Below are 12,080 nucleotides of genomic sequence, written 5' to 3'. Positions count from 1 at the left end.
CGGCGCCGACCGGTGCCGGTCGCACCAGGCTGACCCGCCGGCCCCCGCGTCGGACCAGGGAGAGTCACTGGTCCGGCCCCGGGTCCGGCGGGAGAGGAGCCGGCGGGCGGGACCAGGGACTGTGCCTGGCGCGACCGCGAGCGGGGAGCGGCAGCGTCGGGCGGGAGCCGACCGGGGAGGAGCGACCGTCGGCGGTCGAGGACCCCGGGGCCGGACGAGAGGGGGCATCCGATGCGTTCCGACATCGCGCCGGGCGGGGTCTTCCCCGACTACTCGCTCCCCGACCACACGGGCGTCGAGCGCACGCTCGGCGAACTGCAGGACCGCGACCCGATGGTGCTGGTCCTGGCTCGCGGCCACCACTGCCCGGAGGACCACCAGCAGCACCTGGAGCTGGCGGCCTTCCAGTCGAGGATCGGGGTGGCCCGCACCCGGATCGTCACCGTCACCACCGACGACCGCCACACCGCGCAGGAGTTCCGGGCGTCGGTGGGCGCCCAGTGGCCGTTCCTGTCCGACCCCGGGCGGATCGTGCAGCGTGACCTGGACATCCAGGACTACACCGACCCCGGCAACGACCCGATGGTGCCGCACACCCTGGTGCTCAAGCCGGGTCTGGTCGTGCACTCGGTCTACAACGGCCACTGGTTCTGGGGCCGGCCCTCGATCTGCGACCTGTGGCACGACCTGCGCGCCGCGACCGCCGAGATCCGCCCGGACTGGGACCTGAGCCGGCCCGGGTTGCGCGAGGCGTGGGAGGCCGGCGAGTGGTCGCACTTCTCCGCGGAGGACCGGCGGGCTCCCCGGCCGGCGGCCCGGGTCGGCTGAGGGCCGGACCCGCCCGGTCGCTCAGGCGTCGTCGCGGGCCAGCGCGTCGACCAGCTCCCGCCGCGAGCTGACGCCGAGCTTGGTGAACACCTTCCGCAGGTGCCACTCGACGGTGCGGGGGCTGAGGAACAGCTGCGTGCCGATCTCCGGGTTGGTCAGGCGCTCGGCGGCGAGCCGGGCGATCTGCGCCTCCTGCGGGGTGAGCTCGTCGAGGGTCGCGACGACGCGCCGCCGCGCGGTCTCCCCGGTCCCGGTCAGCTCCTGCCGGGCCCGCTCGGCGAAGGCCTCCATGCCCATGTCGACGAGCATCCGGTGGGCGGTGCGGAGGTGGTCGCGGGCCTCCCGCCGCCGGCCCTCGCGGCGCAGCCACTCCCCGAACAGCAGGTGCGCGCGGGCCTGCGCCACCCGGATGCTGGTGCGGGCGAGCCGGTCGACCGCCTCCCGGTGGAGCGCCTCGGCGTCGTCCCCGCTGCTGAGCAGGGCCCGGCAGCGGGCGTCCACCCCGAGCGCCCAGTCGGTCCCGCTGGCCCGCGCGAACGCGGTGAACCGGGACGCGGGTCCGGTGGCCCGCCCGGCCCGGCCGCTGCGCACCGCCGCCTCGACGACCTCCGGCCACACCCAGGTCCACAGCTCGAGCCCGTCGGCCCGGTCGGCCGCGCTCTCCGCGGCGGTCAGCGCCTCGTCGTACCGGCACAGGCCGAGGAGCATCACCGCCCGCGTCCAGTCCGCGGAGATCAGCCACAGGCCCTCGCCCCGGCGCACGACGTCCTCGCGGCTGGCCTCCACCAGCGCCCGCGCCTCGGCCTCGCGGCCCCGCCAGGTGGCCAGGCTGACCGCACCGTAGGGGGTGACCCGGCTGCCGATCGCCTCGGTGACGGCGGCCGCCTCGCCGGCGAGGGACGTCGCGACGGCGAGGTTGCCGGCGAACAGCTGCATGCTGAACCGCTCGGTCAGCGCCGTGGGCAGCAGGGACAGCGCGCCGGTCCGGCGGGCGACCCGGACCTGGCGCTCGGAGAGCACGTCCCAGCTGGTGTCGTCGAACAGCGCGCGGGCCGTCCGGCAGGCCAGCCACAGCCAGCGCAGCGCGTCGTCCTCGGGGAGCGGCTCCTCCCGCATCGCGGTCAGCGCCCGCCGCAGCACCGGGACCCCGGCCCCGTGGCCGCGGGTGAGCAGCAGCGCGAGCCCGTCGAGGAGCAGGGCGCACGACCGCGGCAGGCCGGAGGGGGAGGGGCCCCAGCCGGCGGTGACGACGGCGGCGGCCACCTCGCGCAGGTCACCGCCGCGGGCCTCCCGCCCGGCCGCCACCGCCGCGGCGAACGCGTCGAGGTAGGTGGCGCGCGCGAGGGTGGCGTCCAGCGGCTCCAGCCGGCGGGCCGCGGACAGCAGCAGCCGGGGGGCGTCCCGCCCGCGGGTCGCGGCGAAGGTGATCTGGGCGTCCAGCAGCTCCGCCCGGGCCCGGTCCAGCTCGTCCAGGGGGCCGACCCGGGCGGTGGACAGCAGCTCGACCGCGCGCTCGGCAGCGCCGGCGAGGTTGGCGCTGGAGGCTGCGGCCAGGGCCCGGCGGGCCCGCCGCGCGGGGTCGGGGGTCAGCGCCACGGCCCGTTCGAGGAAGACCGCGGCGGCGGCCTGCCCGCCCCGGGCGCGCACCCGGCTCGCCGCCCGCTCGAGCTCCTCGGCGACGTCCTCGTCCAGGCCCGCCGTCCCCTGCGCCCGGTGCCACGCGCGGCGGTCGGGGTCGGTGCCGGGGTCGACCGAGGCCGCCAGCGCGCGGTGGGCGGTGCGGCGCTCCTCCGGGGACGCCGCGCGGTAGACCGCGGACCGCACCAGGGGGTGGCGGAAGCGGACGGAGGTGTCGATCTCCACCAGCCCGGCGTCGGTCGCGGGGGTCACCGCCTCCGCGCCGATGCCGAGCCGGCCGGCGGCGCGCCAGACCGGGACCGGGTCGCCCACCGGGTCGGCGGCGGCGATGAGCAGCAGCCGGCGGGTCACCTCCGGCAGCGGCGCGAGCCGGCGCCGGAAGACGTCCTCGATCCGGCCGGCCACCGGGGTGGCGTCGGGCAGCCCGAAGCCGCCCGCGAGCTCGGCGAGCGTGCGCCCCTGCGGGAGCTCCAGCAGGGCGAGGGGGTTGCCGCGGGCCTCGGCCACGATGCGGTCGCGCACCCGGGGGTCGAGGGTGCCGGTCACCGCCGAGTCCACGAGCGCCCGCGCATCGGTGTTGTCCAGCCCGCGGACGACGAGCTCCGGCAGCCCGGCCAGCACCGGCTCGCGGTCGGACGGGCGGACGGCGAACACCAGGGCGACGGGCTCGGCGGCGAGCCGGCGGGCGACGAACTCCAGGACCTGCGCCGAGGCCTGGTCCAGCCACTGGGCGTCGTCGACGATGCACAGCAGCGGCCGCTCCTCCGCCACCTCGGAGAGCAGGGTCAGCACGGCCAGGCCCACCAGGAAGCGGTCCGGTGCGGTCCCCGCCCGCAGGCCGAACGCGGTGCCGAGGGCCTGCTGCTGCGGCGCGGGCAGCGAGGGGAGCCGGTCGAGGTGGGGACCGCACAGCTGGTGGAGGCCGGCGAAGACCAGCTCGACCTCCGACTCCACACCCGCCGCGCGGGCCACCTGGCACCCGGCCGATCGCTGGAGGAGGAAGTCCAGCAGCGCGGTCTTGCCGATGCCGGCCTCGCCGCGCAGGACCAGCACCTGGCTGCGCCCGGCCTTGGCGGCCGCCACCAGGCCGCTGAGCCGGTCGCACTCGGCGCGGCGCCCGACCAGGCCCGGCCACCTGCCGACGGTCGTGCCTCCCGTTTCGAGGCGGTCGTGCGGAGACCGCCCGGCACCGGTGCGCAGCCGTGCGGGTGGCACGGCGCGCGCGGCGCGGTCCCGGCCCTCGGGGACCGGGCGCCGGGGGTCCGCTCCGGCCGGGAGCCTCGGTGCGGGTGGGCGCAGTCCGGTGGACCCGCGGCGGGGGACCGCCATGACACCTCACCTCCTCCCGGGACAGCGGGAGGAGGAGCTGCCCGCCGGGGAGGACGGGCCGGCCCGAGCTCTCCCGGGGCCCGGAACGCTAGGCAGTCCCGCGGCCGGGGGCATCGGTCATCCGACTCGACCAGGGTGTCCCACGGGCGCGACCGGCCGTGGCGGGCACCCATCGTGGCCGCGTGGCGAGCGACGCGGCGGGCACGGACGGGCGCGGGCCGGCGACGCCCGGCGCCTGGGAGCGGGTGGTGCACGACCACTCCGCCCGGGTCTACCGGCTGGCCTACCGGCTCTCCGGCGACGCCCAGGACGCCGCGGACCTGACCCGGGAGACCTTCGTGCAGGTGTTCCGTTCACCGTCGGGCCCCGCGCCGGGCGGCCCGGAGGCGCCGCTGCACCGGATCACGACGGGGCTGTTCCTCGACCTGGTCGAGCGCCGGCAGCAGGCCGGCACCCCGGCGGGGCCCGGCGCGGGGACGGGCCCCCGACTCCCGGTGCAGGCGGCGCTGGACGCGCTGCCGCCGGAGGTCCGTGTCCCCGTCGTCCTGCGCGACGTCGCGGGGCTGCCCTACGACGAGATCGCGGCCACCCTCGGCATCGGTCGCGGCGCCGTCGGCGGCCGCATCCACCGCGGTCGCGCCGGGCTGCGGCGGTGCCTCCCGGCCCCGCCCCGGGACCGGGCGGTCGCCGACCGGCCGGGGCGGTCCGCCGGGCACCTGGTGCGCGAGCGGCCGGGCGAGCAGCATCCGTCCTGACCGCCGTCCGCCCGTGACCGCACGAGGAGCGCACCGCGACATGCCGACCGAACCGCAGCCGGCGACCGACCTGGCCCGGCGCTCGCCCCCGTCCGTCCTGGTGGTCTTCGGTGCGTCGGGGGACCTGACCGCCCGCAAGCTGCTGCCCGCCCTGGAGCGGCTGGCCGCCTACGGGGCGCTGCCCCCGGAGGTCGCCCTCGTCGGGGTCGCCCGCACGCCCATGACCGACGAGGAGTTCGGCAGCTACTGCCGGACCACCGTGGCCGCCACCGACGACCCGCGCTGGACCGAGCTCACCGCCTCGGCGCGCTACGTCGCCGGCGACTACGACGACCCGGGCACCTACTCCCGGCTCGCCGAGGTGCTCGCCGACTGCGACCGGCGCCACGGCACCGCCGGCGGCCGGGTGTACTACTTCGCCACCCCGCCGCGGCTGTTCGGGCCGATCGCGGTGAACCTGGGCAAGGCCGGCCTCGGCACGCCGGCCGGCGAGGGTTTCGTGCGGGCGGTGATCGAGAAGCCGTTCGGCTGGGACGAGGCCAGCGCGCGCGACCTCTACACCGAGCTGACGACGGCGTTCACCGAGGAGCAGATCTTCCGCATCGACCACTACCTGGCCAAGGAGACGGTGCAGAACCTGCTGGCGCTGCGCTTCGCCAACTCGGTGTTCGAGCCGATCTGGAACCGCACCTGGGTCGACGACGTGCAGATCACCGTCGCCGAGACCCTGGGGGTCGGCTCCCGCGGCGGGTTCTACGAGACGACCGGGGCGATGCGCGACATCGTGCAGAACCACGTGCTGCAGGTGCTGTCGCTGTTCCTCATGGAGCCCCCGACGTCCTTCCACGCCGAGGCGATCCGCGACGAGAAGGTCAAGCTGCTGCGCGCGCTGCGGCCGCTGGACGAGGAGGCGCAGATCGCCGCCAACACCGTCCGCGGCCAGTACACCCGCGGCGGCACCCGCGAGGAGCTGATGCCCGGGTACCGGGAGGAGCCGGGCGTGGACCCGCTGAGCTCCACCGAGACGTTCGTGGCCATGCGGCTGGACATCGACAACTGGCGCTGGACCGGCGTGCCGGTGTTCGTGCGCACCGGCAAGCGGCTGCCCGCCCGGGTCACCGAGGTCGCCATCCAGTTCCGCCGGCCGCCGCAGCTGCCGCTGTTCCCCGGCACCGGCGACGGCCTGGAACCCGACGCGCTGGTCGTGCGGGTCCAGCCCGACGAGGGGGTGAGCCTGCGCTTCGGCGCCAAGGTCCCCGGCCACGCCTTCCGCGTGCAGAAGGCCTCGATGGACTTCTCCTACGAGAGCTTCGAGCAGGAGTCGATCGACGCCTACGAGCGGGTCATCCTCGACGCGCTGATCGGCGACCCCACCCTGTTCATCCGCGCCGACGAGGTGGGCCGCTCCTGGCGCATCGTCGACCCGGTGCTGCGGTACTGGGCGAGCGACACCGCGCCCATCCCGCTCTACCAGGCCAGCACGTGGGGACCGCCGGAGGCCGGCGCACTGATGATCCGCGAGGGCCGACGGTGGCGCCATGGGGGGTGAGCCGGCGCCGGGCGGCCGCCCGGGGTCAGCCGTCGCCGGCGGCCGCCGGCCGCAGCAGGACGGCCTCGTCCTGCTGCAGTACCAGCCCGGGCAGCGCGACGGTCCCGCGGCCGTCCCGCGCGGGGTCGGTGGACACGACGACGGCGTGCGCCCCGCCGGGCAGGTCGCCGCCCTCGAGCCGCCGTGGGCCGGAGGCGAAGTTGACGGCGGCCACCAGCCGGCCGGCGCCCTCGCCGCGCACCCACGCCAGCACGTCGGGGCCGGCGTCGAGCACCCGCTGGGCGCCCGACTGCAGGGCGGGGGAGCCCGCGCGCAGCTCGCCCAGCCGGCGCACCAGGGACAGCGTCGAGGCGGGGTCGGCGGCCTGGCGCTCGACGCACAGCCGCTCGGCGTCGGCCACCAGCGGCAGCCACGGTGTCCCGGTGGTGAATCCGGCGCCCGGGCCGGCCACCGACGGCGGCCGCCAGGGGAGCGGCGCGCGCTCGGGGTCGCGGCCGTCGACGTCGACCACCCCGTCCGGCGGCACGTCGGCGTCGGGGAGGCCGAGCTCGTCGCCCTGGTAGAGGAACGGCGTGCCGCGCAGCGCGGTCAGCAGCAGCGCGGCCGCCCGGGCGCGCGCGGGCCCGGAGCCACTGCCGTCGTCGTAGCGGGTGGCGATCCGCGAGTGGTCGTGGTTGCCGAGGAACCAGGCGGGCCAGGCGTCGGGCTCGGCCAGTTCCTCGAACTGCTCGACGGCGTCGCGGAAGGCGGCGGCGTCCCAGGGCAGGTGCAGGAAGACGAAGTTGTGCGCCATGTGCAGCTGGTCGCCGCCGGCCACGTAGTCGACCACCCGCCGCAGGTCGAGCAGGTACACCTCACCGACGATCATGCGGTCGGGGTACTCGTCGACCACGCGGCGGATGCCGCGCAGCCGCTCGTGCGCGACCGGCTCCCAGTCCTGGTCGTGCCGCCGGTCGGCGCCGGCGTTGCTCCGCAGCAGCGGGTCCTTGCCGAGGCGCTGGAGGGCGTCGATCCGCAGCCCGTCGACGCCGCGGTCCAGCCAGAACCGCACGGTGGCGTGCATGGCGGCCTCGACCTCGGGGTTGTCCCAGTTCAGGTCCGGCTGCTGCGGGGTGTAGGAGTGCAGGTACCACTGCCCCGTGTGCTCGTCGTAGGACCAGGCCGGGCCGACGGCGGCGAAGTCCGACCGCCAGTCGTTGGGGGGCCCGCCGCCGGGTGCGCCGTCCCGCCAGACGTACCACTCGCGCTTCGGGTCCTCCCGGGACGAGCGCGACGCCAGGAACCACGGGTGCCGGTCGGAGGAGTGGTTGGGCACCCAGTCCAGGACGACGCGGATGCCCCGCGCGTGGCAGTCGGCGATGAGCGCGTCGAGCTCGCCGAGGCCGCCGAAGAGCGGGTCGACGTCGCAGAAGTCGGCGACGTCGTAGCCGAAGTCGGCCATCGGCGAGGGGAACACCGGGGAGAGCCACACCGCCCCGACGTGCAGGGCGCTGAGGTGGTCGAGGTGCTCCCGGAGACCGCGCAGGTCGCCCACGCCGTCGCCGTCCGCGTCGGCGAACGAGCGCGGGTAGACCTGGTAGACGGCGCCGCGCTGCCACCACGGGGGCTCTGCCATGCGCGGAGCGTAGGACCGGGCGGCGCGCCCCGCTGCCGCCCTGCCGAGTCCCGGCGCCGGCGGCCCGTCGGGGCCCGCCCGGTGGCCGGGCGGAGTGGAGGGACCACGCCATGACCGGTACGACACCCCGCCGGCGCCCGACCCTGCGCCTCCTGCGGCCGGCGGCGGGTGCCGCCCCGCGGGACGGAGCCGGCCCGCCCGGCCGCCGGCCGCGGGTGGTGGTGGTCGGGGGCGGGTTCGCGGGCTTCCACGCCCTGCGGTACCTGCAGCGCCACCTCCCGCCCGACGCCGCGGAGCTGGTGCTGGTCAGCCCGAACGACTACCTGCTCTACAGCCCGCTGCTGCCGGAGGTGGCCACCGGCGTCGTCGAGGCCCGGCACATCGCGGTGTCGCTGCGGCGCACCCTGCCCCGGGTGCGGCTGGTCCTGGGACGGGTGTCCGACGTCGACCTGACCGGGCGCACGGTCACCGTCGCGCGCGCGGACCTGGTGCAGACGCTGGCGTGGGACCAGCTGGTCCTGGCGCCGGGGTCGATCACCCGCCAGTTCGACATCCCCGGCGTGCCCGAGCACGCGCGCGGCCTGAAGACCCTGGTGGAGGCCGTCTACCTGCGCGACCACCTGCTCGAGCAGCTCGACCTCGCCGACGCCCAGCCCGACACCGAGGCCGGGCGGGTGGCGCGCGCCGAGCTGCTCACCGTGGTCGCGGTCGGCGCCGGGTACACCGGCACCGAGTTCGTCGCACAGGCGCAGCGGTGGCTGACCCGCATCGAGCGGCGCTGGGACCGCACCCGCGCCAGCGACGTGCGGTGGGTGCTGGTCGACGTCGCGCCCGCCGTCCTGCCCGAGCTCGGCCCGGAGCTCGGCGCGCACGCGCTGCGGGTGCTGCGCGACCGGGGCGTCGACGTCCGGCTGAGCACCAGCGTCGCCTCGGCCGAGGACACCCGGGTGACCCTCACCGACGGCACGACCATCGCCACCCGCACCCTCGTGTGGGGCGCCGGGGTCGTGGCCAGCCCGCTGGTCATGGGGCTGGGGCTGCCGACCCGCCGCGGCCGGCTGGTCACCGAGCCCGACCTGTCGGTGCCCGGGGTCGAGGGCCTGTGGGCGGCCGGGGACGCCGCCGCCGTGCCCGACCTCGCGGTGGACCAGACCGACGGGCGGCGGCCCGACACCCAGCCCACCGCCCAGCACGCGCAGCGGCAGGGGGTCGCGCTCGGCCGCAACATCGCCGCCACCCTGGGCTCGGGCACCCGGCGGCCCTACCGGCACCCCGACCTCGGCCTGGTGGCCGACCTCGGCGGGTTCGACGCCGTCGCCCGCCCGCTGGGGGTCAGGCTGACCGGTCCGGTGGCCAAGCTGGTGACCCGCGGCTACCACCTCTACGCCCTTCCGGCGATGTCCAACCGGATCCGGGTGGCCGCGGACTGGGCGTTCCAGAGCCTGCTCCCGCCCGACGAGACGCAGCTGTCGGTGGTGCGCGAGGAGGACGCCCGGCTGGCCACCGCCCAGGCCACCGCCATCTACGGTTCGACGGCGTAGGGGCGGTCGCGACCAGCTGGAGGCAGGACATGCCCGGATCCCGCGAGTGGGACCTGGAGGGACACGGCGGCCGGCTCGTCGCCCGGACCTGGGAAGGGGAGGACGCCCCGACGCACGTCGTCGTCCTGGCCCACGGGTACGGCGAGCACGTCGGCCGGTACGAGCAGGCTGCGGCCGCGCTGGTCGCCAACGGGGCCGTGGTGTACGCCGTCGACCACGTCGGGCACGGGAAGAGCGAGGGCGAGCGGGTGCTGGTCGCCGACTTCGAGCTGGTCGTCGACGACCTGCACCGGGTCGCCGAGCGGGCGCGGGCGGAGTACCCCGGCCTGCCCGTCGTCCTCCTCGGCCACTCGATGGGCGGGCTGATCGCCGCCCGCTACGCGCAGCGCCACGGCGACACCCTCGCCGCGGTGGTGCTCTCCGGCCCCCTGGTCGGCAGCTGGGAGGCCGCCGCCGCGCTGCTCGCGCTGCCCGAGCTGCCCGACGCCCCCCTCGACACCACCACGCTGTCCCGCGACCCCGAGGTGGGCAGGGCCTACGAGGACGATCCGCTGGTCTGGCACGGCCCGTTCAAGCGCCCGACGATCGAGGCCATCGACCGGGCGCTGGGCACCGTCCTGGAGGGCCCGTCGCTGGGGCCGCTGCCGCTGCTGTGGGTGCACGGCGAGGCCGACGCGCTGGTCCCGGTCGAGGGCACCCGCGTGGGCATCGAGCACCTGCGGGGCGAGCGCCACGTCGAGCGGATCTACCCCGGCGCCCGGCACGAGGTGTTCAACGAGCTCAACGCCGAGGAGGTGCTGGCGGACGTGACCGCGTTCATCGACGAGGTGCTGTCCGCCCGTCGCGGCTGACCAGCAGGCGCGCCCGGTCGGCCGGCCGGGCACGGTGCCGCGGCCTCGCGCAGGATCGTCCCGGGTCGGCGCCGACGGCGCCGCGGTGAGGAGGCGCGGGATGGCGGTCGACGAGGCGGAGCTGCGGCGGCGGTGGTCGGCCGGTCGGCCGTGCCACGGGGTGTGGAGCCTGCTGCCCGGGGCGGTGACCGGGGAGCTGCTCGCGCGGACCGGCGCCGACTACGTCGTCGTCGACCTCCAGCACGGCGCCGCCGCCGAGGCCGACCTGCCCGGCACCGCGGCGGCGGTCACCGCGGCGGGCGCGGTGCCGCTCGTCCGGACCCGCAGCCCGTCCTTCGCCGACGTCGGCCGGCCGCTCGACCTCGGCGCCCGCGGCGTGGTCGTCCCCAACGTGCGCGACGCCGGCCACGCCCGCGAGATCGTGGCCGCCTGCCGGTACGCCCCGGCCGGCGGGCGCTCGATCGGCCGGCTCTCCGGCGGGTCCGACCGGCCGCTGGTGGTCCTCATGGTGGAGGCCGCGAGCGCGCTCGACGATCTCGACGCCCTCCTCGCCGTCGAGGGCCTCGACGGCGTCTACGTCGGCCCGGGCGACCTCTCGCTCTCGCTCGGCCTGACCGGCGAGGAGCGGCGGGCGGAGCTGCGCGGCGTGCTCTCCTCGATCGTCGCCCGCGCCGTGGCCGCCGGCGTGCCGGTCGGCGTCCACGCCTCCACCGCGCAGGAGGCCGCCGCGTACGCCGCGGAGGGCGCCACGATCGTCACCGTCGCCGTCGACGCCGTCTCGCTCCGGGCGGCGGTGACCGGCGCCCTGGACGCCGCCCGGGAGGGGGCCGGCCGGCGGGGCTGACGCCCCGGGCTCCGGCTGTATCACCGCGGCTCCTGCGGCCCTCTGCCGGTCGACGTCCTCCCTCCCGATCGGGGACCGCCGATGGACCAGGACCTGCGCGTCACGCTGCTCGACGGCTTCACCGTCCGGGCCGGGGGGCTGCCGGCCGCCGGGGACCTCCCCCCGGCCGCGCAGCGCCTGGTGGCCCTGCTGTGCCTGACCGGCGGGCCGGCCCGCGCGGACGTGTCCGGCCGGCTGTGGCCCGGCGCCGGCGAGGAACGGGCCCGGGCCAGGCTGCGGTCGGTGCTGTGGCGGCTGCGCCGCTGCGCTCCCGGGCTGGTGCTCGACACCGCCCCCGGCACGCTCCGGCTGGCCGCCGGCGTGCGCGTCGACGTCCGGGAGCTGCAGGCGTGGGCCGGGCAGGTGGGCGACCCGCGGGTGGCCGCTCGCCGGCTGGCCCTGCCGCGGCCGGCCCTGCTGGGCGACCTGCTGCCGGGCTGGTACGACGACTGGGTGCTGCGCGAGCGGGACCGGCTCGATCGGCTGCGGTCGCAGGCGCTCGAGACCGCGGCGGTGCGGCTGTCGGCCGCCGGCCGGTACGCCGAGGCGCTCGAGGCCGCCCACCTGGTGATCCGGGCCGAGCCGCTGCGGGAGAGCGCCCACCGCGCGGTGGTGCGCGTGCACCTGGCCGAGGGCAACGTGGCCGAGGCGCTGCGCGCCCACGACCTGTACCGGGACCTGCTGCGCGCGGAGCTCGGCGTGCCGCCGACGGGCCGGATGACCCGCCTGGTGCAGGGCCTGGGCCCGGCGGGACGGCTGGCGTCGTGACCGCGGGCAGGGTCCAACGACCGTTGACGCCCGTCGATGCGTGGCGGAACGATCCCGTGCTGTCACCACCGTCCGCCGGGACCCGCCGCCACCCCGGAGCAGGCTCGAGAGGTGCCCCCATGAACGCCACGTCCGCGCGCATCCGCCTGCTCGACGGCTTCCGGGTCACGGCGGACGACGCGGGCGCGGACGCCGCCGTGGGGGGGGGGGGGGGGGGGGGGGGGGGGGGGGGGGGGGGGGGGGGGGGGGGGGGGGGGGGGGGGGGGGGGGGGGGGGGGGGGGGGGGGGGGGGGGGGGGGGGGGGGGGGGGGGGGGGGGGGGGG

General features: G+C 77.6%; 9 protein-coding genes. 7 read left to right on the top strand and 2 right to left on the bottom strand.

Going from position 1 to position 12,080, the window contains the following annotated elements; all coding sequences use genetic code 11:
- The first annotated feature begins 231 nt into the window (after window positions 1-231).
- Entirely contained in the window at window positions 232-828 is a 597-nt protein-coding gene (locus ACI78U_RS07710; RefSeq protein WP_456874704.1) for a redoxin domain-containing protein, read from the top strand.
- A gap of 21 nt (window positions 829-849) precedes the next feature.
- On the opposite strand, the gene ACI78U_RS07705 is transcribed toward ACI78U_RS07710, so the two are convergent.
- Window positions 850-3,591 (bottom strand): helix-turn-helix transcriptional regulator, encoded by a 2,742-nt coding sequence (locus ACI78U_RS07705; RefSeq protein WP_456874798.1) that lies wholly within the window; start codon window positions 3,589-3,591, stop codon window positions 850-852.
- A 386-nt stretch (window positions 3,592-3,977) separates the two neighbouring features.
- Between ACI78U_RS07705 and ACI78U_RS07700 the strand changes: the two genes are divergently transcribed.
- Window positions 3,978-4,550 carry a sigma factor-like helix-turn-helix DNA-binding protein gene (locus tag ACI78U_RS07700; protein ID WP_456874703.1) on the top strand — a complete coding sequence of 191 codons (573 nt, stop codon included), beginning with the start codon at window positions 3,978-3,980 and terminating at the stop codon, window positions 4,548-4,550.
- A gap of 40 nt (window positions 4,551-4,590) precedes the next feature.
- On the top strand, window positions 4,591-6,099 hold the full coding sequence (gene zwf, locus ACI78U_RS07695; RefSeq protein WP_456874702.1) for a glucose-6-phosphate dehydrogenase: 1,509 nt from the start codon (window positions 4,591-4,593) through the stop codon (window positions 6,097-6,099).
- A gap of 25 nt (window positions 6,100-6,124) precedes the next feature.
- On the opposite strand, the gene ACI78U_RS07690 is transcribed toward zwf, so the two are convergent.
- Window positions 6,125-7,714 carry an alpha-amylase family glycosyl hydrolase gene (locus tag ACI78U_RS07690; RefSeq protein WP_456874701.1) on the bottom strand — a complete coding sequence of 530 codons (1,590 nt, stop codon included), beginning with the start codon at window positions 7,712-7,714 and terminating at the stop codon, window positions 6,125-6,127.
- Window positions 7,715-7,824: 110 nt separating this feature from the next.
- On the opposite strand from ACI78U_RS07690, the gene ACI78U_RS07685 reads away from it, so the two are divergent.
- From ACI78U_RS07685 to ACI78U_RS07670, 4 genes are all read left to right on the top strand, one after another.
- On the top strand, window positions 7,825-9,255 hold the full coding sequence (locus ACI78U_RS07685; RefSeq protein WP_456874700.1) for an NAD(P)/FAD-dependent oxidoreductase: 1,431 nt from the start codon (window positions 7,825-7,827) through the stop codon (window positions 9,253-9,255).
- A gap of 29 nt (window positions 9,256-9,284) precedes the next feature.
- A complete protein-coding gene (locus ACI78U_RS07680; protein WP_456874699.1) occupies window positions 9,285-10,106 on the top strand; it encodes an alpha/beta fold hydrolase in 822 nt (273 codons plus the stop codon).
- Between the two features lie 100 nt (window positions 10,107-10,206).
- Window positions 10,207-10,950 (top strand): HpcH/HpaI aldolase family protein, encoded by a 744-nt coding sequence (locus ACI78U_RS07675; protein ID WP_456874698.1) that lies wholly within the window; start codon window positions 10,207-10,209, stop codon window positions 10,948-10,950.
- Window positions 10,951-11,031: 81 nt separating this feature from the next.
- Complete coding sequence (locus ACI78U_RS07670) at window positions 11,032-11,757, top strand: AfsR/SARP family transcriptional regulator (protein WP_456874697.1); 726 nt, start codon at window positions 11,032-11,034, stop codon at window positions 11,755-11,757.
- Window positions 11,758-12,080 lie beyond the last annotated feature (323 nt).

This window comes from Geodermatophilus sp. SYSU D00710, from assembly GCF_054050195.1.
Note: the sequence above shows the minus strand (reverse complement) of the source record. Positions and strands in the feature narration are given on the sequence as shown.

Bases quoted from the DNA above. Each gene is read 5' to 3' on its own strand.
- ACI78U_RS07710 (WP_456874704.1), top strand. From the start codon at position 232: ATGCGTTCCGACATCGCGCCGGGCGGGGTCTTCCCCGACTACTCGCTC.
- zwf (WP_456874702.1), top strand. From the start codon at position 4,591: ATGCCGACCGAACCGCAGCCGGCGACCGACCTGGCCCGGCGCTCGCCC.
- ACI78U_RS07690 (WP_456874701.1), bottom strand. From the start codon at position 7,714: ATGGCAGAGCCCCCGTGGTGGCAGCGCGGCGCCGTCTACCAGGTCTAC.
- ACI78U_RS07685 (WP_456874700.1), top strand. From the start codon at position 7,825: ATGACCGGTACGACACCCCGCCGGCGCCCGACCCTGCGCCTCCTGCGG.
- ACI78U_RS07680 (WP_456874699.1), top strand. From the start codon at position 9,285: ATGCCCGGATCCCGCGAGTGGGACCTGGAGGGACACGGCGGCCGGCTC.
- ACI78U_RS07675 (WP_456874698.1), top strand. From the start codon at position 10,207: ATGGCGGTCGACGAGGCGGAGCTGCGGCGGCGGTGGTCGGCCGGTCGG.
- ACI78U_RS07670 (WP_456874697.1), top strand. From the start codon at position 11,032: ATGGACCAGGACCTGCGCGTCACGCTGCTCGACGGCTTCACCGTCCGG.